Raw genomic sequence first — 25,891 nt, 5'->3', positions numbered from 1 at the left:
GTACGCCCCGAGCTTGCGCATCATGATGCGACTCCCGGCGAAGTCGGAGGGGATCACGTCCCCGATCCGCTGACGCCAGTCGTTGAGGCGCAGCGCCAGTTCCGTCGCGATCTGGTCGGTGACGGTGTCGCCGAGGTCGCCGGCCAGCAGGTTGACGGACTCGATGGGGTCGCTGCGCAGGTCGTAGAGTTCGCGCTCGGGGCGGGGGCCTGCGACCAGCGGCGCAACCGCCGCCCCCGACGGGCTTTCCGCGACGTCGAGCGGCAGGTCGACCAGGGGCCGGGACGCGTAGTTCTCGATGTAGCTGTGGTCCTTGGTGCGGATCGCACGGATCGGGTCGAACGAGTCGTGATAGGTCTTGCCGGTGAACACGTGGTCGCGGACCGGCGTGGCGGGCGGGTCGGGCGCGAGCAGGGCCGCCGCGTGGGACAGGCCGTCGACGTCGCCGGGGATCTCGAGCCCCAGCAGGCCCAGCAGCGTCGGCACCAGGTCAACACCGCTGAACAGTTCGTCGTAGACACGGGGACCCGCGGTGCGCCCGGCGGGCGGGCGCAGGATCATGGCGATGCCGGTTCCGGCGTCGTAGAGCGTCGATTTCGCGCGCGGCAGGGCCGGGCCGTGATCGGTGAAGAACACCACCCAGGTGCTCTCGTCCAGGCCTGCCGCGGCCAGGGCGTCCAGCAGCCGGCCGACCGCGGCGTCGGCCGCGGCGATCGCCCCGTAGAAGGCGGCGAGGTCGCCGCGGACCTCCGGGGTGTCGGGCAGGTAGGCCGGCGGCTCCACGGCGGCGGGGTCGGCCGGCCGGTAGCGGTCCGGCGGGTAGGGTCGGTGCGCCTCGAAGAAGCCGGCCGTGATCAGGAAGGGTTGGGCCGCATCACTTTTCGACGACTGACGCCGCAGCCATCGACCTGCCCGGTCCGCCACGTGGTCGCAGTACGAGTCGGATACGTCGAACTCGTCGAAGCCCAGCCGCTGCGGGTGCAAAGTCTCGTGCTGCATCCCGAAAAGTGCTGAGCACCAGCCGAATCCACCCAGTATCTGGGGCAGTGTGCGGACCCCGTCGCGGTACTCCCAGCCGTGGTGGGCCAGCCCGACGAGCCCGTTGGTCTGCGGGTAGCGGCCGGTGAACAACGACCCGCGCGACGGCGAGCACTGCGGCGCGGTGGCATGGGCCCGGGTGAACAGGATGCCCTCGGCGGCGAGCCGGTCCAGTCGCGGGCTGGACACGTCCGGGTGGCCGTAGGCGCCCAGCTGGCGGCCCACGTCGTGGCAATGCACGATCAGGATGTTGTCGTGCCGCCCGTCCGCCACGTGTCCGCCGCCCCTCCTGGTCGCCCTCCGTCGGCGACGATACCCGCTGCCGAAAGATGCCCGCTCAGAGCCGATCCCAGCGGTTCTCGCTGACGAACTCCGGCAGCGGCCGCGCAAACGCCCACCCGTCCAGTTCCAGCGCCGGCCGCTCCGGGAACTCGGGCACCGGGCCCAGGCACAGGATGGCCACCGGCTCGGCGCCGGCGGGCATCGCCAACAGGTCCGCCAGCCGCCGCGGATCGAACAGGGACACCCACCCCATGCCGAGGCCTTCGGACCGGGCGGCCAGCCACAGGTTCTGGATGGCGCAGGACACCGACGCGAGGTCCATCTGCGGCAGGGTCCGGCGCCCGAAGACGTGTCGTTCCCGGTCCTCGCACAGCGCCACGACGAACAGCTCGGCGCAGTGCAGAATGCCCTCGACCTTCAGCGCGAGGAACTCCTCACCCCGCTCGCCCAGGGCCGCGGCGGTCAGCGGGCGCTCCTCGTCGACGAGCGCGTGGATGCGGCGCCGCAGGGAATCGTCGGTGATGCGGACGAAGCGCCAGGGTTGCATCAGGCCGACGCTGGGCGCGGCGTGGGCGGCCTGCAGCAAACGGGCAAGCACGTCGTCCGGCACGACGCCGCCCGGGGTGAAGCGGCGCATGTCGCGCCGCTCGGAGATCACCCGGTACACGGCCCGCCGCTCGTCCGCGCTGAACGCCTGATCGCTCACGGGCTGTAGGTGACGCCGACGGCCCGGTAGATGTATTCGGCCGGCATGTCGAACGCCAGCGACCGCCGCGGCAGGCGGTTGAGCACGTCGTCCGGGATGGCGACCTTGTAGTGCAGCGACAGCTCGCCGCTGAACCTGTCGTCGACCGCACCGACGTCGAGGTCGACCTGCAGGCCGGTCGGGGAGATCTCGGCCCGGGCGGGGCCGGCCTGCGGCGCGTCCCAGCGCACGTCGACGGTCGGGCCGGCCAGCTTGGGCAGCATCGACACCGTGGCCAGCACCCGCTCGGCGGTGAACACCAGCGACCCCGAGTAGCTGGCGACGCTGTGCGGCAACCGCGCGCCGGGGATGGAGCCGCTGAACCGCCGGGTCACCGCGACGTAGTCGGCAAGGTAGACAAGGCCTTCCGCCTCGGCGCGGGCGTGCAGCTCGTCGGGCAGCTTGCCGATGCCGAACAACTTCCGGACAAACACCGCCATGACGCCAGTATGACCCGTGCGGACCGGAATCGACTCGCGGCGCCCGGATCACGCCGCCGTGACCCAACCGGGGCTAAAGCTTTACTTGACCCTGAGGTTTGGGCGGCCCGACGATGGGAAGCATGCGCCTGTTGGCTTTACTGTGCGCTGCGGCGTGCACGGTGTGCGGGTGGCTCTGGCTCGCCCCGATCGGCGGCGCGGCCGGCGCCCCCTGGTTCGCGAACGCGGTCGGCAATGCCGCCCAGGTGGTTTCGGTGGTGGGGACCGGCGGCTCGGCGGCGCAGATGGACATCTATCAGCGCACCACCGCCGGATGGCAGCCGCTGCGCACCGGGATCCCCACCCACGTCGGGTCGGCGGGCCTGGCGCCGCAGGCCCGCAGCGGGGTGCCGGCCACCCCGATGGGTGTCTACACCCTCGACTCCGCTTTCGGCACCGCGCCGAATCCCGGTGGGGGACTTCCGTATACGCAGGTCGTCGGGCCCAATTACTGGTGGAGCGGCGACGACCACAGCCCCACCTTCAACTCGATGCAGGTCTGCCCGAAGTCGCAGTGCCCGTTCAGCACCGCCGAGAGCGAGAACCTGAACATCCCGCAGTACAAGCACGCCGTCGTCATGGGCGTCAACAAGAACAAGACGCCCGGCGGCGGGGCGGCGTTCTTCTTCCACACCACCGACGGTCACCCCACCGAGGGGTGCGTGGCGATCGACGACGCGACCCTGGTGCAGGTCATCCGCTGGCTGCGGCCGGGCGCGGTGATCGCGATCGGCAAGTAGCGTCGCAGCCGCTGTGATCAGTCCAGGGCGCGGCCAGGGGTGAGCTTGAAGTCCAAGCCCGCCAACGACATCGTCGCCTCGTAGGTGCGCTCGTAGCCGGTGGCGCTGATCTTCCAGCCGTCCTCGGTGCGCCGGTAGGTGTCGTGGTAGAAGGCCGCACCGATCAGCATGAAGTTGAATTCGGACACGATCACCCGGTCCTGCAGGTACCAGGTGGCCGACGCATCGTCGCCGGACACGGTGATCTCCGGGTGGGTCACCCGGTGTTCGGTGATCACCGCCGGCCCAAGGGATTTGCGCATGTAATTGACCAGATCGACGCGGTTGGTGAAGTGGTGCTCCTCGCCGACCGACGATCCGTAGTCGCCGACCACGTCGTCGGCAAGGGTGTCGGCGAACTCGTCCCAGCGCTTGGTGTCCAGCGCGCGCAGATAGCGGTATTTGACCTGCTTGACGGCTTCGATGTCGGCGAACTCCTGGGGGGTCATCCCGTCATTGCAGCACATCCGGCGCGCGGCGTTGCAGATAGTGCGTCACCATGTCGATCAGCGCCCGCCGCTCGCGGTGCCAGTCGACCGGTGCGCCGACGATCATCTGCACCAGCACCACCCCCCGTAGCGCAGCCCAGATCACGTCGGCCACACCGTCATCGGCGGGGTCGTCGGTGATCAGCCGGCCGAGCTGTGCGATCGCGGAGTTCATCTCGAGCAGGTGAGGCCGCGACGCCGCACCCGGGCCGCCGCGGGTGGCCCGCAGGATCTCGAAGGCCGCCGTCGAGGTGGGGCTGCTGTAGCACGCCCAGGCGGTGTCGACGACGACCTCGATGCGCTCGCCGAGCGGCAACTCGCCGACGTCGGCCGACGACAGGCTGTCGAGCAGCCTGGCCACCCCGTCGTCGACGACGGCCATCAGCAGGCCGTTGCGGTCGCCGAAGTGGTACTGGATGACCCCCCAGGTCACGCCCGCGCGTTCGGCCACGTGCTTGGCCGTCGCGGCGGCGAAGCCCTCCTCGACGATGCAGCGGACCGTCTCCTCGATGATCCTGGCCCGGGTGTCGTCGCCGCGCTTGCGCGGCGCGCTGGTGCGCCGCGTGGGGCTCGCGGCGCGCCCATGCTTCCGACCTGCGGGAATCGACATTGTTGACTTTATAACATAGACCCATTTATTTTTGGGCGGTGAATGACTCGCGCTACGCGCGGCTGTCCCGTCAGGAACTGGCCGTCCTGGTCCCCGAACTGCTGCTGATCGGGCAGCTGATCGACCGCTCCGGCATGGCCTGGTGCATCAACGCCTTCGGCCGCGACGAGATGGTGCAGATCGCGATCGAGGAGTGGGCGGGCGCCAGCCCCCTCTACACCAGGCGCATGCAGCGGGCGCTCGGGTACGAGGGCGACGACGTGCCCACCATCTTCAAGGGCCTGCAGCTCGACATCGGGGCCCCGCCGCAGTTCATGGACTTCCGCTACACGATCCACGACCGCTGGCACGGCGAGTTCCACCTCGACCACTGCGGTGCGCTGCTCGACGTGGAGCCGATGGGTGAGAAGTACGTCTTCGGGATGTGCCACACCATCGAGGACCCGACCTTCGACGCCACCGCGGTGGCGACCAACCCGCGCGCGCAGGTCCGGCCCATCCACCGGCCGCCGCGGCAGCCCGCCGACCGGCACCCGCACTGCGCGTGGACCGTCGTCATCGACGAGTCCCATCCCGAGGCGCAGGCCATCCCGGCCCTGGACGTGGTGCGCCGAACCAACGCTGCCGCCTGGGAACTGGCGGCGATCGATCCCGCCGACGAGGGGCTGGCCGACTACACGGGGCCGGTGCTGTCCGACCTGGACTTCGGCGCCTTCTCGCACTCGGCGCTGGTGCGCATCGCCGACGAGGTGTGCCTGCAGATGCACCTGCTGTACCTGTCCTTCGCCCTCGCGGTGCGGGAGCGTGCCGTCGACGAGGCTCAGGCGACCGAGGTGTGCACCCGCGGCCTGATCGGGATAGCCGGGTTGGCCGCCGAGCGGATTCACCGCGCGCTGGGGCTGCCGGCCGGCGTCGAGGGGGTTATGCGGGCGCTCGAGTTGCATCCGCTGCTCAACCCCGCGGGCTACGTCGTGGCGCAGACGTCGGGGAACGGGCTTTCGGTGCGTCGGTCGCCGGCCCACGACGACGGCGCGTGGATCTCGTTGTGCTCGCCGGAGTCCGTGCAGCCGCTGCAGGCGATCGCCACCGCCGTCGACCCGCGGCTGCGGGTCGAGGTCGGCGGCACGGCCGCCGAGTGGACGGCGGAGTTCGTGGCGGGCGACGCGCCGGCCGACGAGCTGCCGGAGGTCGCGGTGGCCAAGGTCAGCGGCGGGGCGACGTTCGAGTTCCAGCCGCGGCGCTCGCTGCCCCTCACCGTGGTGTGACACCCGCCCGGGTGCAGTTGTCAAGGGGTCTGCGGTACCACTTCGGTGACACAATCGCATCGGCGGGGTACCAATGACGTTGCAAGCCATCGGCTTTGGGCGTGTCTGCGGCTATGGTTAACGCTGGCCACCGACCCCTGTAGACGAAGGTATTCGCTCTATGTACGACCCACTCGGGTTGTCGATCGGGACCACCAACCTGGTCGCCGCGCGCAACGAAAGCCCGCCGGTATCGCGGCGTGCCGTGCTGACGCTCTATCCGCACTGCGCGCCGAAAATCGGCTTGCCCCTTGACGCCCCGCCTCTGGACGAGGCCGGCGTGCTGATGAGCGGCTTCGTGGAGCGCGTCGGCGACTCGGTGGCGCTGGTGTCCGGGGACGGCTCGGCGCACGATCCGGACCTGCTGATGGTCGAGGCGCTGGACGCGATGGTGCTCACCGCCGGGGCGGACGCGGCGTCGTCGGAGATCTCGATCGCCGTTCCGGCGTATTGGAAGCCGGCGACCGTGCAGGCGCTGCGCAACGGCCTGCGGACCCACGTGGGCTTCGTGCGCAGCGGCATGGCGCCGCGCGTGGTGTCCGACGCGGTCGCGGCGCTGACCGCGGCGAACGCCGAACTGTGTTTCGCGGCAACCGGTCTGGTCGGGTTGCTCGATTTCGGCGGCAGCGGCACCTCGGCCACGCTGATGAACCTCGACGGCGACTTCGAGCCGGTGAGCCCGACGATGCGGTTCCCGGAGTTCTCCGGCGACGAGATCGACCAGGCGTTGTTGCTGCGGGTCTTCGAGGAACTCGGCCACGGCAGCGGCATGGACCCGGGCAGCACCGCCGCGGTGGGGCAGCTGGGCCGGCTCCGCGAGCAGTGCCGCACGGCCAAGGAGACGCTGTCCACCGAGGTGGTGACCGAGATCGCCGCCGAACTCGGCGGGCGCCGGTGCACCATGCGGCTGACCCGCGAGGAGCTGGGCGACCTGATACAGGACCGCCTGACCGGCTTCATCTATGCGCTCGACGACATGCTGGTGCGCAACAACAAGAGCTGGGCGGACCTCTCGGCGGTCGTCACCGTCGGCGGCGGCTCGAGCATTCCTCTTGTCACCGAACGCCTTTCGGTGCATTGCCGCAGGCCGGTCGTGTGCCCGTCGGAGCCCGCCTTCGCGGCCGCGCGCGGTGCGTTGATGCTGGCGTCGCGCGGCGAGGAACTCGACTTCCGCACGCGCACCTCCGTCGGCCTGCTCGCGGCCGCCGCGGACGCCTGCGAAGTCGTCGACCTGGGCTGCGGCGACGTGCTGGTGATCGATGACGAGGCCATGACCGATCGGGAATTGGCCTGGTCGCAAACCGAATACCCCGGCGACGTGCGAGTGCCGTACACACCCGAGGCCTACGACGAGGACGGGCCCGCCGGCTGGTCGATGCGCCTCAACGTGATCGACGATGCGCCCAGAGCGCGGCCGTGGCGACGAGTCCGCCTGTCCCAGTTGATCATCGGAACCTGCGCCCTGGTGGCCATGACCGCGATCGGCGGGGTGGCCTACACGTTGACGGGCATCGAGAACCGCCAGGCCCCGCCCGCGCCCAGCGTGGCGCCGCGCCCGGCGCCGCCGCCCAGCGCAGTGCTGCCGACGGCCGTGCCCCCGCCGCCGTCGCCGCCGCCGGTGCCCAGCGCCGCGCCGCCCCCGCCCCCGCCCCCGCCCCCGCCGTCGCCGCCGCCCCCGCCCGCGCCGCCGGTCGTGGTGACCACGCCGCCACCACCCCCGGTCGTCACCACCGTGCCGCCGCGCCGGACCCACCCGCCGGCCGCGACGACGACGGCCCCGCCGCCCAGCCCGACCGAGACGCCCACCACGACGACACCGCCGCCACCGAGCACGTCGGAGACGCCCACCACGACGACGGTGCCGATGACGACGGAGTGGATTCGCGTCCCGTTGCTGCCGGTGCCGATCCCGGTGCCGGTCCCGGCGAACCAGGTTCCCCAGAACCAGGCGCCGCAGTACCAGGCACCCCAGTACCCGGGCACCGGGCAGAACCCGTTCCTAAGCCCGGGTTACTGATCGCAGCGCGGCACCTCACAAGCAGCTCACAGCCACTTTCGGTCACACGCGAGTAGCGTGGAAGCAACGATTTGGGTGTGCGTCGGGCGCGCACCGTAACGCGGCTTGGAGGACCTGGGGGCGCAAGTGGACATCGTGCTGGGGGTGTCGATGGCTGCCACGACGGTCCGGTTGTTGCTGATCGAGGGCGCCGACGCCGACGGCGTCACGATCGAAGAGGACACCTTCGACGTCGGCGAATCGGCGTCGACCGGTGCGGTCGAGCAGGTGATCGCCGCCATCGACGGCACCCGGGAAGGCGCGATCGAGGGCGGCTACCGGCTGGCGTCGATCGGCGTCACCTGGAGCGATCCCGCCCAGGTCGGCGCGCTGCGCGAGGAACTGGCCGCCCGCGAGGTGGGCGGCGTGATGCTGGTGTCGCCGTTGCTGGCCGCCGCCGCACTGGCCCAGACGGTGGGCCACGCGATCGGCTACGAGCACATCGCGATGCTGTTCGTCGAGCCCGACCACGCGACGCTGGCCGTCGTCGAGGTTTCCGACGGCTCGATCGTCGACCTGCACCGCCGGGCGTTGGCGAACGCCCATCCGGAGGCGCCCCGCGAGGCCCTGGCGGCCGAGCTGGCCACGATGGTCGCCGCCCTGGACGCGCGGGGGTCGTGGGCCGACGGCGTGTTCCTCGTCGGCTGCGGCACCGAGATCGTCTCCATCAAGCCCGCGCTCGAGGCGGTCACGCCGCTCGACGTCACCGCTCCCGGGGAACCGGAGATGGCGCTGGCCCGCGGGGCGGCGCTGGCGTCGGCGAATGCGCCGCTGTTCGCGTCGTCGACGGCCGCGCTGGCCTACGCCCTGGACCCGGGCACCGGAGAGATCCACCCCCGCGGCCTGACCCCGACCTACCTGGACATCAGCGCCAACGCCGACCTGGGCGACGAGGCCCTGGCCTACAGCGCGATCACCGAGGACGACGACGAGGCCCCGCGCCGTCGCCGCCGGCCGTTGATGTTGACCGGCAGCGCGCTGGCGGGCATCGCCGCCGTCGCCGCCGGGGTGGTGCTCCTGTCGCTGACGTCAGACCGGCCGGTGTCGGCCGTGCAGCACAAGCCGCGCGTCAGCGTCGCCGCCCCGGCCAAGCACTTGCCGCCCCAGGCACCGGCCAAGCCGTCCCCGCCGAGCGCGCCGCCGCCCCCCGCGGCCGCCGCGCCGCCGCCGCCCCCCCCGGCCCCGGTCGAGCATCCGGCACCGCACACCCCGGTGGAGGCGCCGCCCCCGGCGCCCGTGTACCACCGGCAGGCGCCCCGGTACGTGCCCACCCCCGTCCAGCGGGCCGTGCCCGCGCCGCCGCCGGCCGCCCCGCCGCCGGCGCCACCCGCCGCCGTGCCTCCGCCGCCGCCCGCGGCAGCGCCGGCCGAGCCCGGCAGGCCGCTGACGACGGTGTATCTACACTTTCCGTTCGTCACCGTGCCGATTCCGATCTACCCCCCGCCGCCGCCCGGACCCTAGGAGGTCGCAGTGAGCGAGTACGGTCCGTTCGGCTTCGATCCCGACGAGTTGCGCGACGTGTTCGACCGCATCGGCAAGTTCGTCGGCGCCACGGGGGCCCGGGCGGGCTGGTCGGCGGTCTTCGAGGACCTCGCGGGGCGGACCCGCTCCGCGCCCGAGACCGCCGGCGAGGCCGGTGACGGCGTGTGGGCCGTCTACACGGTGGACGCCGACGGCGGCGCCCGCGTCGAGCAGGTCTATGCCACCGAGCTCGACGCGCTGCGGGCGAACAAGGACAACCTCGATCCGCGGCGCAAGGTCCGCTTCCTGCCGTATGGCATCACGGTCAGCGTTCTCGACGACGATTCGGACTCACCGGCTTAACGCCGTTCCGGCCGCCGGGCCGGGCCTGTAGTTTCTGCTTCGTGGCCGACTTGCCGAACCGTCAGATCCTGTTGCGTCGCCGCCCGTCCGGGCTGGTCAAGCCCGACGACACCGAGCTGGTCACCACGCCGGCGCCCGAGCCCGCCGACGGGGAGGCGCTGATCCGCACCACCTACGTCGGCATCGACGCCGCCGCCCGCACCTGGCTGGACGACCAGCCCAGCTACCTGCCGCCGGTGCAGCTGGGCGAGGTCATCCGGGCGGCCGGCATCGGCGAGGTCGTGACGTCGCGCTGTGACGCTTTCGCCGTCGGCGACGTGGTCACCACGCTGACCGGCTTCTCCGAGTACGCGATCATCCACGACGACATGTTCAGCACGCCCATCCCGGGCGAGGACGACCAGCTCGCGATCATGTCGGTGTACGGCCCGACCGGTGCCACCGCCTATTTCGGGATGACCGACATCGGCCGGCCGCAGGCCGGGGAGACGGTGGTGGTCTCGGCGGCCGCGGGAGCCACCGGCTCGGTGGCCGGACAGATCGCCAAGATCGCCGGAGCCCGGGTGGTGGGGATCGCGGGCGGTCCGGAGAAGTGCAACGCGGTGGTCGAGGACTTCGGCTTCGACGCGTGCATCGACTACAAGAACGACGATCTGGCCGCGGCGCTCAAGGAGCACTGCCCGCGACGGGTCGACGTCTACTTCGACAACGTCGGGGGGCCCATCCTCGACGCGGTGCTGGGCCGGCTCGCCAACCGGGCGCGCGTGGTCCTGTGCGGTGTCATCTCCAGCTACCTCACCGGTGAGCACCCGGGTCCGTCGAACTACGTCAACCTGTTGTCGAAGACGGCGCTGATGCAGGGTTTCAACGCCCTCGACCAGTGGGGGCGCTTCGACGAGGCGTTCGCCGCGCTGCGCCGGTGGGAGGCCGACGGCCTGCTCCGGCACCGGGAAACCATCTTCGAGGGCATCGAGTCCTGCGTCGACGCCCTCAACGGGTTGTTCACCGGGGTCAACATCGGCAAGACGCTGGTCAAGCTGAGCGAACCCACGTCGCGCTAGCGCGGCGAGATGCGGCGCGGGCCCGCCGCGTGATTTCATAACACCGTTTGCAGCGTTGCTTCGGGGGAATGTTCGGAGTAGGGCTTTCCGGCGTTCGGATGGGTGGTGTCTAAGAATGGATCGTCGCAGCATGTTGACGACGGGGATCGGCATGCTGGCGGCCGCGGCCGCGGCCTCGATCCGTCTCCCGGAGGCCGAGGCCCAGCCGGTGCCGCCGCCGTCGGCGCCCGCCCAGGCCACGGGCGGGCCCTACATCTTCCAAGACGAGTTCGACGGCCCGGCGGGTTCGGGCCCGGACCCGGCCAAGTGGACGGTGCAAACCTGGCAGGACGACGTGTTCCCGCCGGTCGACGGGATATACCGCGACGATCGCCAAAACGTTTACCTGGACGGCAATTCCAACCTCGTCCTGTGCGCCACCAACGACTTCGGCACGTATTACACGGGCAAGCTGCGCGGCAACTTTCGCAGCATGATCAACCAGACGTGGGAGTCGCGGATCAAGCTGGACTGTCTGTTCCCCGGTCTGTGGCCCTCGTTCTGGGCCGTCAACGAGGATCCGCTGCCCGACGGCGAGGTCGACATCTTCGAGTGGTACGGCAACGGCAGCTGGCCGCCGGGCACCACGGTCCACGCGGCGTCCAACGGCAAGACCTGGGAGGGCAGGTCGATTCCCGGGTTGGTCGACGGCGGGTGGCACACGTGGCGGATGCATTGGGGCGAGGACGGATTCCAGTTCTGGCGCGACTACGTCGACGGCGCCAAGCCCTACTTCACCGTCCCCAACAAGCCGATCCCGGTGCACGGCAACCCCAGCGACCTGCGCTGGCCGTTCAACAATCCCGGCTACTGGCTGACGCCCATGTACACTCTCGCCGTCGGTGGGGTCGGTGCCGGAGACCCCGCCCTGGGCACCTACCCGTGCACCATGCTCATCGACTACATCCGTATCTGGTAGTCCTCACCGCTGTGCCCTGATCACCTGAACCAGGTTGAACTGCCAGCGCTCGACGAGGCGGAAGCCCAGGTCGCGCGGCACCGCGAAGGCCGGGGTCGCGCCGTAGCGTGGACCCGGCGGCAGCGCGGGCCCCTGTTCGTGGGCGGGCCGCGACTCGTCGGCCTGGGTGATGATCCAGACGACGCGGCACCGCCCCAGCGGCTGGGCGACGACCTCCGGGATGAGGTTGGTGTCGAAGACGTCGTCGCGGTCGGTGGCCCGTTGCCACAGGGTGAGGTCGACCAGCTTCCGGTACGCATCGGGGCGCGCCGCCAGCAACGGGCGCATCGGGGCCGGCATGAACGTGACCGTGTCGTTCACCAGCAGGCAATCGCCCGGCGACGCCTGCGCGGCGATCAGGTCGGCCACCTGGCTGTAGTCCATGCCGTACTTGGCGTACGGGTTGCGCTGCGCCAGAACGTAGTTCGGTGTGGCGACCACTGCGAACAAACCGACCAGCGCCGCCGCCCGCCATGGCCTGACGGCCACCGCCGCGGCGCTGCGACCCAGGATCAGTGCCATCGCCGGTGCGGTGAACGACAGATAGCGCGGCGTGTAGACCGGGTGGATCACGGCCGACCAGAATACGATCGCGGCGGTCGGGATCGCCAGCCAGGCGAGCGCCAGGGTCACCAACTGCCGATCCGCCGGCTGTGACGCGCGCAGCCACACGACGGTCGCGGCCGCGACCAGCAAGGCCGCCAGCACCGCGAACTGGGGGCTTCTCTCGAAATACTGCTGCACCGCCACGTCTTCGAACGTGCGGCGCCCGATCGGTGCGATCCAGCTGATCTGGTGCACCTGCCCGGCGGCCAGGGCCAGGAACGGCGCCGTCGCGCACCCCGCCAGGGTCGAGGCGACGGCAAACCGCACCAGGACGGCACGCCGGCGCCGGAACGTGACGACGAAGGCGGCGTGCACCAGCACCAGCAGTGCCAGGTAGACGTCCAGCACGATCGAAACCGCTTGTGCCACGGCGTAAAGCGACCAGATGCGGGCCTCGCCGCGGCGGCCGGCGTACAGCAGCAATACGGTCAGCCAGACCGCGGCCATCATCGAGACGGCGTAGGGCCGGGCTTCGATGCCCGCCCAGGTCGAGCGCGGCAGGATCGCGCAGAACACGCCGGAGGTCACCGCGACGGTGCGCGACGAGAGCTGCTTGCCCAGCACCACCAACCCCGCCGCGGCGCCGCCGATGGCCAAACCGCTTGGGGCGCGGGCCCAGAACTCCGTGGGCGGAAAGATCGCGAACCAGCCGTGCATGAGCAGGTAGTACAGGCCGTGCACGGCGTCGACGTTGCCCAGCATTCGCCACAACTGGGCCGGCGAGCGGCTGTAGGAGGCCGAAATGGTCGCCGCCTCGTCGTACCAGAAGGACGGGCGGCCGGCGCCGACCAGGCTGACCGCCGCGGCCAGCAGCCCCACGACCAGCGGGTCCAGCGCGGCCGGCGGCGGGCACAGCCGGGCGCGGGTGGACATCACCGCTATGTTGCCATGCGCACGGCCCGGATCGGCGCATTCGAACGTATGATCGATCGATGGGCCAGCTCGGGTCGATCGGGTACAACGGGCAGCCGGTCCGCAGCCCGTTCCGCGTGGTGCGGCCGCCGGTCCCGGTGCTCGTGGACCTGACCGCGCTGTTCCCGCGCGAGCCGCACCGCTCGGGCCGTTACCAGCCCAACGGTCTGCAACTGCACAGGGTCGTCGAGGGCCGGCTGAGCTGCTGGGGCATCTGCGAACAGGGCGACTGGTGGGGGCTGGTCACCTACCCGGTCGCCTACGGCGCCAAGCAGAGCACCGTGACGCACTGGGTGCCGGCCTGGACTCTGCGCCGCAAAGATTAGGGCTGCAACCGGCGTCCCTGGACGTACGTCGCGGCGATCGACGCCTCGCCCCCATCAACAACTTGAAAGAGTCTGGTCCCGGGCCACGGTGGTGTCCGGATGCAGCGAAACCGCGGCCGCACCGGGCTCCGAAATGTGGGCCTTGAAGGCGGCGTTGAGCACCTGGGGGATGGACCACTGGTCGCAGGCGTCGAAATCCGTTCCGGCGCAGACGTTTGACACCGGATGCCACCGTCCGCCGCCACGGCATGGTGCCCGTGCCCCGGAACTGCTGGGAGGCCGGGCAGTGCGCGATCGACGCGCCCGCCTCGCTCATCCGCGCGAGACGTCGCCGGTGCCGGAGCGGTTGTCCTCGTTGAGTTGGGTGTGGAAGTACAGCTTGCCAAGGCCTTTGAGCGTGCGTGCGGTGACGGCCAGGGAGAACCGGGGGACGATCGCGACGTGCAGCCGCGCGGTTCCCGCGTCGCCGCCGGCTCCGCCGCATGCCACCTGTCGCAGCGTTTCACTTCGGAGGTGATCAACCGTGCGGCCGTGCGGGAGCCCACCGTCTGGATTCCGCGACCGCTGACGATCCGCAGTCCGCGCCGCGCCGTCTCCGCGAACGGGTCGTCCTGGGTGCGGGGGAACGCTGACCCGAGGACCATGGCCGCGGTGGTCCCCGACGCGACGCGCCGGTCGCAGAACTCGGCGGCGGCCCGCGCGGCGAAATCCGGATCGGCGAAGCGGGCCTCGGCGGTGTAGGCGCACGCGCTCAGCCAGTCCCTAGCGGCTGCGCGCCGAAGTAGGAGTCGCCGGCGAACGTCTGCAGGAAGTGCACGTGGGTGTCCACGAAGGCCGGGAGCAGAAAGCCGGGCCGGTCATCTCCCGGTCTGTGTTCATCATGCCGAAGCGCCGCGCCAATGCGATGATTGCTGCCCGTGGCACAAAGTTCGGGTTCCGTGTTGACCGCGCTCGTCGCGCTGGCGCTGGTCATCGCGGTCTCACCCATCACGGTCATTCCGGCGGTACTTGTCCTGCACGCGTCCCGGCCGCGGCCCGTGGGCCTGGCCTTCCTCAGCGGGTGGGTGCTGGGCCTGGTGGTCGTCACCGGCGCGTTCGTCGCGAGCTCGGACCTGCTCGGCGACCTGCGCAAGTCGCCGCCGACGTGGGCGTCGTGGCTGCGGGTGGTGCTGGGGTCGGCGCTGGTGGTCTTCGGCCTCTACCGCTGGGCGACCCGGAACCGCCAGGGCAGCATGCCGGGCTGGATGCGTTCGTTCTCCAAGCTGACCCCGGTGCGCGCCGCGATGACCGGGGCCCTGCTCGTGGCGATACGGCCTGAGGTCCTGATCCTGTGCGCGGCGGCCGGCCTGGCCATCGGCGCCAGCACCCTCGGTGTCGCGGACGGGTTCGCCGCCGCCGCGTTCTTCGTCGTCATCTCCGCGTCGACGGTCGCCCTGCCCATCCTGGCCTACGTCGGCGCCGGTGACCGGCTCGACGACACGCTTGAGCGCGTCAAGGACTGGATGGAACAGAACCACGCCGCGATGATGGCGGTGATCCTGGTGCTCATCGGTTTCATGGTCATCTACAACGGAATTCACGCTCTGCGCTGAGCTCCTGTGGGAGGATTGCTGCCCATGGCAGGTAGCTGGGGTGCAGTGCTGACCGCACTCGTTCCGCTGGGGCTGGTCGTCGCGCTCTCGCCGATCACGGTCATTCCGGCGGTCCTGGTTCTGCAGGCCCCGCGGCGGCGGCCGAGCAGCCTCGCGTTCCTCGCCGGCTGGCTGGTGGGCCTGGCCGCGCTGACGGCGCTTTCCGTGGCGGCGTCCGGCCTGGTGGGCGGGCTGCACAAGACCCCGCCGGCCTGGGCGTCGTGGCTGCGGGTGGTCCTGGGGTCCGCCCTCATCGTCTTCGGGATCTACCGGTGGCTGACCCGGCGTCGCCACACCGAGTCGCCCTCCTGGATGCGGTCTTTCGCCACCATCACCCCGGTGCGGTCGGGGGTCACCGGAGTAGCGCTGACGATGCTGAGACCGGACGTGTTCCTCATCTGCGTGCCGGCCGGACTGGCCATCGGGACAGCCGGACTGGGCGCCGCCGGTGACTGGATGGCCGCCGCGTTCTTCGTCATCGTCGCCGCCTCGACGGTCGCGATCCCCATCCTGGCCTACGTTGCCGCCGGCCCCCGCCTCGACGATCCGCTGGCGCGGCTCAAAGACTGGATGGACGAGAACAACGCCGCCCTGCTCGCGGTGGTCATGATCGTGATCGGTGCGATGGTGCTCCATCACGGAATTCAGGCCCTGTAGCCCCCGTCGGACAGGCCGGCGTCCGCTTCGAGCCGGTTCGCCTCGCCGCAGGCCCACTCGCGGACCAGTTCCCGGCCGTAGCCGAAAAGCATTCCCGCATAGCCCTTTGCCGCCCATTGCCGGCTGTGGATCTCCTCGTGGTGCAGCACCCGATCCAGGTCGGGTTCGCCCCGGTGCGACCGGACGATGCGGCGCAACCGCTCGGCGGGGTCGGCGACCCTGCCCGCGTTGACCATGAAGATGTCACCCCAGGTGGTGCCGCCCCGGCGGCTGAACTGGCGCTGAATCCAGTTGCCGCCCAGGCCCATCAGCATGCCGTTGGGGGTGGTGACCAGGCGACCGCCGTGCCGGTGCACGAACTCGACGTCGCGCGCGTAGCTCCAGCCGTTGCGGCTCTGCCGGTTGAGGATTCGCCTCACCTCGGCAGCGCCGTACGGGGTCTCGGGGAAGTCCGTGGGCTGCCCGCCCGGCCTGCCATAGCCGGTGCCGGCGTTGAGGACGTAGGTCAGCAGCACCGCCCGGCGGGTGTCGGCGCCGCCGGTGGTCCGCGGGATCAGGAAGAACGACTTGCCCTGGCGGTCGCGGATCTCCTCCATCCCCGCAAGGAGGTGAAAGCCGGCGGGCGGGATGTGGGGCACGATGCCGGCGAGGGCCTCCTCGGGCACGCCGTGCCGTTCGGCGTTGTCGAGCCATTGCCTGACGTAATCGTCCATCGGTCCTTCCTCGCAGAACTTTCTAGCAGCTCCGCGCCCGTTAAGGTGTAACCAATGAGCGGACGGCCCTGGCACCGCGTGCGCGGCGTCAAAGAGATCACCCGCGGGCTGGGCACCCTGGACCGGGAACTGTTCGACACCATCGCCGCCAGCCCGACCCCGCTGCTCGACGCCGTCATGCCGCCGCTGACCCGTGCCGCCGACCATTCCAAGCTGTGGGTCGCCGTTGCCGCGGCTCTGTTCGCCTCGGGCAATGCGAGCGCACAGCGCGGTGCGACGCGCGGTGTCGTCACGCTCGGCGTCACGAGCCTGGTCACCAACCAGTTCGCCAAGCGGATCCGCCGGCGCCCCCGCCCCCGCCTCGACGCGGTGCCGGTGGTCCGAAGGGCCGGCCGCCGGCCGACGTCGAACTCCCTGCCGTCGGGCCATTCGGCCAGCGCCGCCGCGTTCGCCGTCGGGGTGGGGCTGGAGAACCCGCTGCTGGGGTTCGGGCTGGGACTGCTGGCCGCGCTGGTCGGGCTGTCTCGGGTGGCGACTGGCGCGCACTACCCCGGCGACGTCATCGCCGGCTTCGGCATCGGGGCCGGCGTGGCGGTCCTGGGCGGGCGGCTGGTCCCACCGATCGTGGCGACGGCCCTGCCCGACACCGAACCGCTGTGGGTCGACGCGCCGCAACGCCCCGACGGGGCCGGCGTGGTTCTGGTGGTCAATCCGGCGTCGGGCGGTGGCACGGGCGCCCGCGTCGTCAACGAGGTGCGCGCCGAGCTGCCGCGGGCCGAGATCGTCGAACTGGGCCGCGACGACGACCCGGAACAGGCGCTGCGCCGCGCCGCCGCGCGTGCCGAGGTGCTCGCGGTCGGCGGCGGCGACGGCACCGTGGCGACCGCGGCGGCGGTGGCGATCGACACCGGGCTGCCGCTGGCGGTGTTCCCCGGCGGCACGTTCAACCACTTCGCCAGGGACATCGGCTGCGACACCGTGGCCAAAACCGCCGACGCAATCCGGCGCGGCAGCGTGGCCCGAGTCGACCTGGTGTGCCTCAACGAAACCCGGATGGTGCTCAACACCGCCAGCATCGGCGCGTATCCGGCGTTCGTCGGGCAGCGCGAGAAGTTGGAGAAGCGGATCGGCAAGCCGCTGGCCGGTTTCTACGCCATGCTGCACACGCTGCGCCACTCCGAACCGGTCCGGATCCGCTACGACAACACCACCTTGCTGACGTCGCTGTTCTTCCTCGGCAATTCGCTGTATCTGCCCTCCGGGTTCGCGCCCTCGGTGCGGCCGCGCATGGACGACGGTCTGATCGATGTGCGCATGCTCGAAGCCGGCCGCCCGTGGGGCCGCACCAGGGTCCTGGCGGCGCTGGCCCTGGGCCGTCTGCAGCGCAGTCCGCTCTATCACGAGTTGCAGGTGCCCGAGTTCGCCTTCTGCGCCCTCGACGGTCCGACGGTCATCGCCCACGACGGCGAGCTCGGCGACGAATACGACCGCGCGGCCTTCAGTGCGAAATACCGGATCCTGCCGGTGTACCGCCCGCGTCCTCGATGTTGAGCGCCGCGTCGCGGTTGTGGTCCCCACACCCACTCGGTGACGTCGGCGAGGCTGACCAGCAGGACCGGGTTGTCCTCGCGGAGCAGCATCGTTCCGAGGACGGCGACTCTGACGACGCCTTCGGGGCGGTGCCGCCACACGGTGGTGGCGCCGACCGCCGCGCGCAGCGCTTCCACAGCGCTCACGGGTGGGTGTTGCGTCTCGGTGACCAGCAGGCGGTGCAGGGGCGTGCCGTCGAGCCCGCCCTCGCCGTAGCCGAGCATGGACAGGCACGCCGGGTTCGCGTAGACGACAGTGCCGTCCTGGTCGAGGGCGATCACCGGTGTTGCCAGGCGCTGCAGCAGCACGAGCGCGGGCAACTGCTGCAGGTATCCCCGGGGGGTGTCGGGCCGAGGGGTGCGGCGGCGATCTTCGAATGGGGCGGGCGCATGGTTAACCCCTTGTGCCGCTTCGTCTTTGGCTGAATCCATCGATAACCCCCCGGACTGGTGTGCGCGATGCTACTGGCGACTAAGCTCACGGTCGTGCATCGTGGGTGTCGGGGATTAGAGCCGAAAGTCCCGGCGCTGGCACGCATTCCGTTACGGATATTCGTAACAGCCTGCCAATTTCGCATACGTCATTGCCGAATGAAACAGCAAACCGCACACTGTAACTGCGCTTACGCACCCGGACCGCGGGTAGAGCATGGGAATGGGCGCCACAGGTTGCACTCGGAGCTACAGGTTGTGAACGAATCCGCAGTCGGGGCGAGGTGGGAGGGGAGGTGCCGTGGTGGCCGCTGAACCCGCGAAGTCGGCACCCGCCCGTTCGGGCGGACGACATCCGGTGGGCCGCGTGCGGCGACAACTCGCCGAGCTGATGAACACCCGCGACCAGATGGGACAGCTGCTGCGGGCCGTGGTGGCTGCAGGCGCCGCTCGCGGCCGGGCCCAGGCGGACCAGGAGTTTCGGGGGATGGTCGAGGACAGCCCCGTCGCGATCTGCGTCCACGCCGACGGGCGCTTCCTCTATGTCAACGACACCATGGTGCAGAAGATGGCGGCCGAATCCGCCGACCGGCTGCTGGGGCACCGGATCGTGGACTTCGTGGCGCCGCAGTCGGTCCCCACGGTGCTCGGCCAGATCGCGGCGCGCCGCCGCGACGGGGACATCTCACCGCCGATGGAGATGGTGATCCTGCCGCTTGACGGGACGACCCGCGCGGTGGAGGCGGTGGCAGTGCGGGCCCAATGGCGGGGCAGACCAGCCCACCAGGTCGCGTTCTGGGACGTGACCGAGCACAAGACCGCCGAGGCGAACCTTCGCTACCAGGCGGCGCTGGTCACCCACGTCAGCGACGCGATCGTCGCCACCACCCTCACCGGCGCGGTCACCGCCTGGAACCCCGCCGCCGAAGCCATCTACGGCCGCTCGGCGGTGCAGGCCCTCGGCCGACCGGTCGGTGAGGCGGTTGGCGCCGCCCTGGATCCGGCCGCGATCATCGCCGCCGGGGGCGTCGTGCACGCCACGCACCGCGCGGCCGACGGCTCGCCGCTGGCGGTGCGGGTGTCGGCGTCCCGCATGGACACCGGATACGTCGTGGTGTGCGCCGACCAGACCGCGCTGCGGCGCGCCGAACAGCATTTCCAGACCGTCGTGGCGTCCCTGGAGGAAGGCGTCGTCGTCATCTCGTCCGAGGGCATCGTGGAATCGGTGAACCCCGCGGCCCTGCAAATAATGGGTGTTCCGACGACGGAGGCCGAGCCAGTCGAGATGGCGGCAGTGGTACCGATACCGATCTACGACAGCGACGGCGGGTTGCTCATCGCCGATCAGCGTCCGGTGCTCGAATCCCTGAAAATCAGCCCCCGGGGGAGCCAGGTCTACGGTGTCGACCGATTCGACAATGGACGACGGGTCTGGCTCTCCGTGACGTGGTCGCTGCTCGATCCCGAGGATCCCGATGGCTCGTCGGTGCTGGTGTCGTTCGCCGACGTCACCGCGCAGCACACCAAGTACCAGCGACTCGTCCATCAGGCGACGCACGATCACGTGACCGGGCTGCCCAACCGCGCCCACATACTCGACCTGGTCACCGACGCACTGGAAGCCCGAGATCACCGGTTGGGTGCGGTGCTGTTCATCGACCTCGACAAGTTCAAGAGGGTCAACGACGAACTCGGGCATCATGCCGGCGACGCCGTGCTGAGGATCGCCGCCGAACGCCTGAGTGCGGCGTTGCGCCCCGACGACGTGGTCGGACGTGTCGGCGGCGACGAGTTCGTCGCGCTGCTGGCCGCGCCGATCGAGCCCGAGGAGGCCGACGTCGTCGCCGACAGGCTGCAGGCTGCGCTCGGGGAACCGATCGTCGTCCGGGGCGACGGTGACGGGCTCCGGGATGTCAAGTGCGTCAGCGCCAGCATCGGCGTCGTCGCGGTGCGCCCCGACGAGCGGCGCAGCGCCGCCGAGATCCTGCACGACGCCGACCTGGCGATGTATCGGGCAAAGGCACGGGGACGGGCGTCGAGCCACTTCACGCTCGGGGCCGTCGACCTGCACGGACCCGCCGGCAGCTGTAGCGCCTAGCTCATCGAACCCGGCGTCACAGCCAGCCGGTGCGGGCGGCGGCGACCGGCTCGGCGGGGGCCGGGGCCAGTTCCCCGTCCCGCACCTGCTCGAGCATCCGCTTCACCGCGGCGACGATCTGCGGGGCCGCAGCGGCGAGTGCGGTCTTGTCGGCCTCGCTGACCTCGTCGGGGTCGACGCCCGCCCGGGTCAGCACGGCAGCCGGATCGGCCAGCTGACCGGCCAGCCACGACACCGGGTCGGCGGACAGCTCGGGGACGAAGTGGCGGCGCCCGGGTTCCCACCCGTTGAAACGGGGGTGGTGATGGGCCCGGTCCAGCGTCCCCGGCGGGCTCTCGGTGGACCCGAACAGGTCAACCCGCCACACCGGCCGGTCGAAGGAAATCGGGACTCCGGCATAGATGGAGCCCTGCGGCGCGCCGCGGTCGACGAGGCGCAGTTCCAGCCTGACCCCCCGTTCCGGGGTTTCCTGCCCTTCCAGCGGAGACGGGTCGACGAAGAACATGTCCCCGATGACCACACCCAGAGTGTCGAATCCGAACGCTGCGAGCATCGCGCACCTTCCCGGTCTCTTGGGTCGCTTGTCGTCCGTCATCGAGGGTAGACCGGGTTGGGCCGCAACTCAGCCGGGGAGCCGATGACGGGAATCCCTGCCTGCCTGGAGGGCGGGTACTGAAGGGGTATCGGCCGGTCGGTTGGCAACGTCGCGGAGCGGGTCGCTGTCAGCCGTTGATTTCGCGCCAAAACGCAATAGGAAGCCGGAAGGCTGCTCGGCGATTTCGCAATGATTGGGCGGTCCGGACGACCAGGGGACCAGAATCCTCGGACGTTATGCAAATCACGCAATGTGCGTTAGGCTCAGCCGGTGGCGCAACTGACCTTCCAGCGCGCTCGCACCGAGGCAGAGAAGCGCCAACGTGCAGAGGCCCTCGTGGAAGCCGCGCGCTCGCTGGCAATGGAAACGGGCGTCGCATCGGTTACCCTGACCGCGGTCGCCAACCGCGCCGGAATTCACTATTCGGCGGTCCGCCGCTACTTCACCTCGTACAAGGAAGTCCTGCTGCGGCTGTCCGCCGAGGGCTGGGTGCGATGGTCCAATACCGTCTCGGAGAAGTTGGCCGAGCCCGGCGCGAAGTCGCCCTCGCGCATCGCCGAGACAATCGCCCAAGCCCTGGCCGAGGACCCATTGTTCTGCGACCTGCTTGCCAACCTGCACCTGCACCTGGAACACGAGGTGGACGCTGAGCGGGTCATCGAGGTCAGGCGGATCAGAACCGCGGCCACACTCTCGCTGGCCGATTCGATCCGATGCGCGCTGCCCGAACTCGGACGATCGGGCTCGCTGGACATCTTGCTGGCCGCCTACTCGCTGGCGGCGACGCTGTGGCAAGTTGCGAACCCGCCGGCGCGCCTGACCGACATCTACGCCGAGGAGCCGGAAGTGGTTCCGCCCGAGTGGAATCTGGACTTCGCAACCGCCCTCACCCGCCTGCTGACGGCCACCTGCATCGGCCTGATCCCGGGATCCTCATGAACTCAGGAAGGAGGCCGCAGCGCTATGGCTTGGCGAACTGCAACCGGTGAAGACGGTCCCGAACCCGTCGAGTGGTCGGGGCCTGAGCCGACCGTGGCGTCGGAAACCAACCGGCGCAACGACGCCCGGATGAAGGAAGGCCGACGAAGGGGGAGCGCTGTGGCCGGCCCGATCAAGACCCTGTGGGGCATCTCCGAGGTTGCACATGCGCTAACTAACGTTGCGCCCGTGGTGAAGGACATGAAGCGCCCATGACGATGACCGAGCCAACGACCGAACCGCTGAAGAAGCAGGGCTCCGCCGCCAGCGAGGGCAACGAGGTCGCTGCGCAGCGCGCCAAGAAACAGGGGATCTTGGGGCGCTTCTGGTTGGTGCTCACGGTCACAGCCGTCGTTGCGCTGTCGGGGTTCGTCGTCTACCGATTGCACGGCATCTTCGGCGTTCACCGGGGTTCGTTCGGTGGTGGCACCTCGGGCGAGGTCCTCGACCAGTTCAACGCCAAGACGATCACGCTCGAGGTCTGGGGCTCGCCGGGCAGCACGGCGACCATCAACTACCTCGACGAAAACAGCCATCCGCAGCAGGCACTGAATGTGCCCTTGCCCTGGAGCAAAGTGTTGAGTTCAACGAAGCCCGGCATCCCGGCAAACCTGATGGCGCAAGGAGACGGCAGTTGGATCGCGTGCCGATTCGTCGTGAACAATCACGACGGTCGCGGTGACGTCATCAAGACCCCGAATCGCTCGGATTCCAACGAAACCGTGAACCCCTTCGTCTACTGCTTGGACAAGTCCGCATGAGCGAGCTGAGGGAGGCTCCGCCGCGCGTCGATCAGCCGCTGATCCCGCCGTTCCTACCGCGGATGATCCATCGGCTGGCGCTGCCGATCGTCCTGGTGTGGTTGGGCATCGTCTTTGTCACCAACACCGCGGCCCCGCAGCTCGAGGTCGTCGCCAAAAACCAGGCGGTGTCGATGAGTCCGACGGACTCGCCATCGTTCCAGTCGATGATGCACATCGGAGCGACGTTCAAAGAGTTCAACTCCGACAGCTCGGCGATGGTCTTGCTGGAGGGTGACAAGCCGCTCGGAGCGGAAGCCCATCGCTACTACGACGAGATCGTCAGGCGCCTCGAGCAAGACAAGAAGCACGTTCAGCACGTGCAGGATTTCTGGAGCGATCCGCTGACCGCCGCGGGTTCCCAGAGTCACGACCAGAAAGCCGCCTACGTCCAGGTCTATCTCGCCGGCAACATGGGCGGCAACCTGGCCGCCGAGTCGACCGCCGCCGTTCGCAAGATAGTGGACTCGGTGCCCGCGCCGCCAGGAATCAAAGCCTACGTCACCGGAGCGGGTCCGCTGATCGCCGATCAGTCTCATGCGGGTGAAAAAGGTATCGCAATAGTCACCATGGTGACGATCCTGGTGATCATCGTGATGCTGCTGGTCGTCTACCGGTCGGTAACCACCGTCATGATCATGCTGACCATGGTCTTCATCGAGTTGGCTGCGGCACGGGGCGTCGTCGCGGTGCTGGGAAATTATGGGATCATGGGGTTGTCCACCTTCGCCAACAACATGCTGGTGTTGTTGGCGATCGCTGCCAGCACCGATTACGCGATCTTCATCGTAGGCCGCTACCACGAGGCACGCGGGGTGGGACAGACGCGCGAAGAAGCGTTCTACACCATGTTCCACGGCACCGCGCATGTGGTATTGGGTTCGGGCCTGACCATCGCCGGCGCGATGTACTGCTTGAGTTTCTGCCGGTTGCCGTATTTCCAAACCATGGGCGTGCCCTGCGCCGTCGGGATGCTGGTCGCGGTATTCGCTGCGTTGACTTTGGGTCCGGCGGTGCTCACCGTTGCCACTTTCTTCAAGCTGATGGATCCGAAGCGAAAGTTGCAGACGCGGGGCTGGCGCCGGATCGGCACCGCGGTCGTCCGCTGGCCCGCGCCGGTTCTCGCGGTGACCATCGGTGTCGCGTTGGTTGGCCTGGTCGCCCTGCCCGGTTACAAGACGGACTACGACACCCGCCACTTCCTGCCGGCGGACACCCCCGCCAATGTCGGTTATGCCGCCGCGGACCGACACTTCGACCAGGCTCGGCTCAATCCCGAGCTGTTGATGATCGAGACGGATCACGACCTGCGTAACCCGGCCGACTTCCTGGTCCTGGACAAGGTCGCCAAGGCGGTCTTCCACATCCCCGGCATCGGCCGTGTGCAGACCATTACCCGGCCGCTGGGCACGCCGCTCGACCACAGCACTCTCGGTTTCCAGATGGGCGCACAAGCCGCGCAGCGGATCCAGACCCAGCACTATCAGGACGAGCAGTCAAAGAACTTGCTCAAGCAGGCGGACGAACTGCGCAAGACGATGGCGACCCTGTACGAGCAGATGCGGGTCACCCAGGACCTCAGCAACACGACGCACGAAACCGCCAAGCTGACCAAGCAAACCGTGCATATCACCGAGGCGTTGCGCGACGACATCGCCAACTTCGACGACTTCTTCCGGCCGATCCGCAGCTACTTCTACTGGGAGAGACACTGCTACGACATTCCGGTGTGCTGGGCGATCCGTTCGATCTTCAACGCGCTGGACGGCATCGACCAGGTGGCGCAGAACATCGTGGCGCTCAGCGCGAATCTGGACAAGCTGGATCGGATTCAGCCCAAGCTGGTGGCGCTCATACCGCCGCAGATCGAGAGCCAGCAGCGCAACCTGGACACCATCATGTCGAACTACGCGACCACGATGGGGCTCAATGAACAGGCCAGAGCGCAGTCCGAGAACGCCACCGCCGAAGGCGATGCCTTCGACGCGGCCAAGAACGACGACACCTTCTACCTGCCGCCGGAGGCGTTCAGGAGCCCGGATTTCGCGCGGGGTCTCAAGCAGTTCATCTCCCCGAACGGGCACGCTGTCCGGTTGATCATCTCCCACGAGGGCGACCCGGCGACTCCTGGAGGCATCAGCCGCATCGAACCGATCAAGCAGGCCGTGCACGAGGCGATCAAAGGCACGCCCTGGGAGGGCGCCAAGGTCTACCTCGGCGGTACGGCTGCGACGTACAAGGACATGCACGACGGCTCTAACATCGACCTGATGATCGCCGGAATTGCCGCAGCCACACTGATTTTCATCATCATGCTGTTGATCACCCGAAGCTTGGTGGCGGCCTTTGTGATCGTCGGAACGGTGCTTCTCTCTCTGGGCGCCTCGTTCGGACTCTCCGTGCTCCTATGGCAGTACATCCTGGGCATAAAGCTGCACTGGATGGTGCTGGCGATGGCGATCATCCTGCTGCTGGCGGTCGGCTCGGACTACAACCTGCTGCTGATATCGCGGTTCAAAGAAGAGATCCGCGCCGGGCTCAAGACGGGCATCATCCGCGCCGTGGCCGGCTCGGGCTCGGTGGTGACCTCCGCCGGTCTGGTGTTCGCCGCGACCATGGCCACGTTCATGTTCAGCCCGCTGCTGGTGATGGCCCAGGTGGGTACCACGATCGCGCTGGGGTTGCTGTTCGACACGTTGATCGTGCGGTCGTTCATGACACCGTCGCTGGCCACCCTGCTCGGGCGCTGGTTCTGGTGGCCGCAGCACGTGCGTCCACGGCCGGCCAGCACCATGCTGCGACCGTACGGACCGCGCCGCGCCGTGCGTGAGTTGATCCTTGAGAACGTCGAGGAGCACCCGGCGGGCGGATTGGTACAGCAGCGCTGATCT

22 protein-coding genes and 3 pseudogenes are annotated in these 25,891 nt (G+C 69.4%); 15 read left to right on the top strand and 10 right to left on the bottom strand.

Annotated features, from left to right (window positions below):
- From AB8998_RS27090 to AB8998_RS27080, 3 genes and pseudogenes are all read right to left on the bottom strand, one after another.
- Positions 1–1,311 (bottom strand): annotated as a pseudogene (locus AB8998_RS27090) (sulfatase family protein); the annotation flags it as partial.
- A gap of 64 nt (positions 1,312–1,375) precedes the next feature.
- On the bottom strand, positions 1,376–2,026 hold the full coding sequence (gene bluB, locus AB8998_RS27085) for a 5,6-dimethylbenzimidazole synthase (RefSeq protein ID WP_369740998.1): 651 nt from the start codon (positions 2,024–2,026) through the stop codon (positions 1,376–1,378).
- Positions 2,023–2,505: a hypothetical protein gene (locus AB8998_RS27080; RefSeq protein ID WP_369740997.1), complete on the bottom strand. Its 483-nt coding sequence runs from the start codon at positions 2,503–2,505 to the stop codon at positions 2,023–2,025. The genes bluB and AB8998_RS27080 overlap by 4 nt, the downstream gene beginning before the upstream one ends.
- A 113-nt stretch (positions 2,506–2,618) precedes the next feature.
- On the opposite strand from AB8998_RS27080, the gene AB8998_RS27075 reads away from it, so the two are divergent.
- Positions 2,619–3,284 carry a L,D-transpeptidase family protein gene (locus AB8998_RS27075; protein ID WP_369740996.1) on the top strand — a complete coding sequence of 222 codons (666 nt, stop codon included), beginning with the start codon at positions 2,619–2,621 and terminating at the stop codon, positions 3,282–3,284.
- A gap of 17 nt (positions 3,285–3,301) precedes the next feature.
- Here AB8998_RS27075 and AB8998_RS27070 read toward each other — a convergent pair whose 3' ends face one another.
- Together AB8998_RS27070 and AB8998_RS27065 are read right to left on the bottom strand one after the other, a co-directional pair.
- On the bottom strand, positions 3,302–3,790 hold the full coding sequence (locus AB8998_RS27070) for a nuclear transport factor 2 family protein (protein ID WP_369740995.1): 489 nt from the start codon (positions 3,788–3,790) through the stop codon (positions 3,302–3,304).
- Positions 3,777–4,421 carry a TetR/AcrR family transcriptional regulator gene (locus tag AB8998_RS27065; protein ID WP_369740994.1) on the bottom strand — a complete coding sequence of 215 codons (645 nt, stop codon included), beginning with the start codon at positions 4,419–4,421 and terminating at the stop codon, positions 3,777–3,779. The genes AB8998_RS27070 and AB8998_RS27065 overlap by 14 nt, the downstream gene beginning before the upstream one ends.
- 38 nt (positions 4,422–4,459) lie before the next feature.
- Here AB8998_RS27065 and AB8998_RS27060 point away from each other — a divergent pair, with 38 nt between their 5' ends.
- The 6 genes from AB8998_RS27060 to AB8998_RS27035 all read left to right on the top strand — a co-directional run bounded on the left by AB8998_RS27060 (position 4,460) and on the right by AB8998_RS27035 (position 11,624).
- A complete protein-coding gene (locus tag AB8998_RS27060) occupies positions 4,460–5,686 on the top strand; it encodes a hypothetical protein (RefSeq protein ID WP_369740993.1) in 1,227 nt (408 codons plus the stop codon).
- A gap of 160 nt (positions 5,687–5,846) precedes the next feature.
- Positions 5,847–7,742 carry an Hsp70 family protein gene (locus AB8998_RS27055; protein WP_369740992.1) on the top strand — a complete coding sequence of 632 codons (1,896 nt, stop codon included), beginning with the start codon at positions 5,847–5,849 and terminating at the stop codon, positions 7,740–7,742.
- Between the two features lie 126 nt (positions 7,743–7,868).
- Complete coding sequence (locus tag AB8998_RS27050; protein WP_369741792.1) at positions 7,869–9,242, top strand: DUF7159 family protein; 1,374 nt, start codon at positions 7,869–7,871, stop codon at positions 9,240–9,242.
- A 9-nt stretch (positions 9,243–9,251) separates the two neighbouring features.
- Positions 9,252–9,605, top strand: a complete 354-nt coding sequence (locus tag AB8998_RS27045; protein ID WP_369740991.1) for a hypothetical protein — start codon at positions 9,252–9,254, stop codon at positions 9,603–9,605.
- 41 nt (positions 9,606–9,646) lie between these two features.
- Positions 9,647–10,666 (top strand): NADP-dependent oxidoreductase, encoded by a 1,020-nt coding sequence (locus AB8998_RS27040; RefSeq protein ID WP_369740990.1) that lies wholly within the window; start codon positions 9,647–9,649, stop codon positions 10,664–10,666.
- Positions 10,667–10,781: 115 nt separating this feature from the next.
- Complete coding sequence (locus AB8998_RS27035) at positions 10,782–11,624, top strand: glycoside hydrolase family 16 protein (protein ID WP_369740989.1); 843 nt, start codon at positions 10,782–10,784, stop codon at positions 11,622–11,624.
- 3 nt (positions 11,625–11,627) lie between these two features.
- On the opposite strand, the gene AB8998_RS27030 is transcribed toward AB8998_RS27035, so the two are convergent.
- Positions 11,628–13,142 (bottom strand): glycosyltransferase family 39 protein, encoded by a 1,515-nt coding sequence (locus AB8998_RS27030; protein WP_369740988.1) that lies wholly within the window; start codon positions 13,140–13,142, stop codon positions 11,628–11,630.
- A gap of 59 nt (positions 13,143–13,201) precedes the next feature.
- Between AB8998_RS27030 and AB8998_RS27025 the strand changes: the two genes are divergently transcribed.
- The gene (locus tag AB8998_RS27025; protein WP_369740987.1) at positions 13,202–13,507 is read left to right on the top strand and encodes a hypothetical protein; all 306 of its coding nucleotides are present in this window, start codon (positions 13,202–13,204) and stop codon (positions 13,505–13,507) included.
- Positions 13,508–13,603: 96 nt separating this feature from the next.
- On the opposite strand, the pseudogene AB8998_RS27020 reads toward AB8998_RS27025, so the two are convergent.
- A pseudogene (locus AB8998_RS27020) lies at positions 13,604–14,369 on the bottom strand (amidohydrolase family protein); the annotation flags it as partial.
- 76 nt (positions 14,370–14,445) lie between these two features.
- On the opposite strand from AB8998_RS27020, the gene AB8998_RS27015 reads away from it, so the two are divergent.
- Positions 14,446–15,099, top strand: coding sequence for a GAP family protein (locus AB8998_RS27015; RefSeq protein WP_369740986.1), 654 nt, complete (start codon positions 14,446–14,448; stop codon positions 15,097–15,099).
- Positions 15,100–15,123: 24 nt separating this feature from the next.
- Complete coding sequence (locus tag AB8998_RS27010; protein ID WP_369740985.1) at positions 15,124–15,795, top strand: GAP family protein; 672 nt, start codon at positions 15,124–15,126, stop codon at positions 15,793–15,795.
- Here the strand turns inward: AB8998_RS27010 and AB8998_RS27005 are convergent.
- A complete protein-coding gene (locus AB8998_RS27005; RefSeq protein ID WP_369740984.1) occupies positions 15,783–16,508 on the bottom strand; it encodes a hypothetical protein in 726 nt (241 codons plus the stop codon). The two genes, AB8998_RS27010 and AB8998_RS27005, sit on opposite strands and share 13 nt — an antisense overlap.
- A 54-nt stretch (positions 16,509–16,562) precedes the next feature.
- Here AB8998_RS27005 and AB8998_RS27000 point away from each other — a divergent pair, with 54 nt between their 5' ends.
- Positions 16,563–18,059 carry a bifunctional phosphatase PAP2/diacylglycerol kinase family protein gene (locus tag AB8998_RS27000; protein WP_369740983.1) on the top strand — a complete coding sequence of 499 codons (1,497 nt, stop codon included), beginning with the start codon at positions 16,563–16,565 and terminating at the stop codon, positions 18,057–18,059.
- 44 nt (positions 18,060–18,103) lie between these two features.
- Here AB8998_RS27000 and AB8998_RS26995 read toward each other — a convergent pair.
- Positions 18,104–18,529, bottom strand: a pseudogene (locus AB8998_RS26995) (PAS domain-containing protein); the annotation flags it as partial.
- A gap of 304 nt (positions 18,530–18,833) precedes the next feature.
- On the opposite strand from AB8998_RS26995, the gene AB8998_RS26990 reads away from it, so the two are divergent.
- Positions 18,834–20,627 carry a sensor domain-containing protein gene (locus tag AB8998_RS26990; RefSeq protein WP_369740982.1) on the top strand — a complete coding sequence of 598 codons (1,794 nt, stop codon included), beginning with the start codon at positions 18,834–18,836 and terminating at the stop codon, positions 20,625–20,627.
- A gap of 16 nt (positions 20,628–20,643) precedes the next feature.
- On the opposite strand, the gene AB8998_RS26985 is transcribed toward AB8998_RS26990, so the two are convergent.
- Positions 20,644–21,180, bottom strand: coding sequence for a hypothetical protein (locus AB8998_RS26985; protein ID WP_369740981.1), 537 nt, complete (start codon positions 21,178–21,180; stop codon positions 20,644–20,646).
- Positions 21,181–21,492: 312 nt separating this feature from the next.
- On the opposite strand from AB8998_RS26985, the gene AB8998_RS26980 reads away from it, so the two are divergent.
- The 3 genes from AB8998_RS26980 to AB8998_RS26970 all read left to right on the top strand — a co-directional run bounded on the left by AB8998_RS26980 (position 21,493) and on the right by AB8998_RS26970 (position 25,888).
- The gene (locus tag AB8998_RS26980; RefSeq protein WP_369740980.1) at positions 21,493–22,161 is read left to right on the top strand and encodes a TetR/AcrR family transcriptional regulator; all 669 of its coding nucleotides are present in this window, start codon (positions 21,493–21,495) and stop codon (positions 22,159–22,161) included.
- Between the two features lie 251 nt (positions 22,162–22,412).
- Complete coding sequence (locus tag AB8998_RS26975) at positions 22,413–22,961, top strand: MmpS family transport accessory protein (protein ID WP_369740979.1); 549 nt, start codon at positions 22,413–22,415, stop codon at positions 22,959–22,961.
- The gene (locus AB8998_RS26970; RefSeq protein WP_369740978.1) at positions 22,958–25,888 is read left to right on the top strand and encodes an MMPL/RND family transporter; all 2,931 of its coding nucleotides are present in this window, start codon (positions 22,958–22,960) and stop codon (positions 25,886–25,888) included. Before AB8998_RS26975 ends, AB8998_RS26970 begins: the two co-directional genes overlap by 4 nt.
- The last annotated feature ends 3 nt before the right edge of the window (positions 25,889–25,891 follow it).

The sequence above is a fragment of the Mycobacterium sp. HUMS_12744610 genome (genome assembly GCF_041206865.1).
Lineage (GTDB): Bacteria > Actinomycetota > Actinomycetes > Mycobacteriales > Mycobacteriaceae > Mycobacterium > Mycobacterium servetii.
The sequence above is the reverse complement of the archived record's forward strand: the minus strand, read 5'-3'. Positions and strand labels throughout refer to the sequence as shown.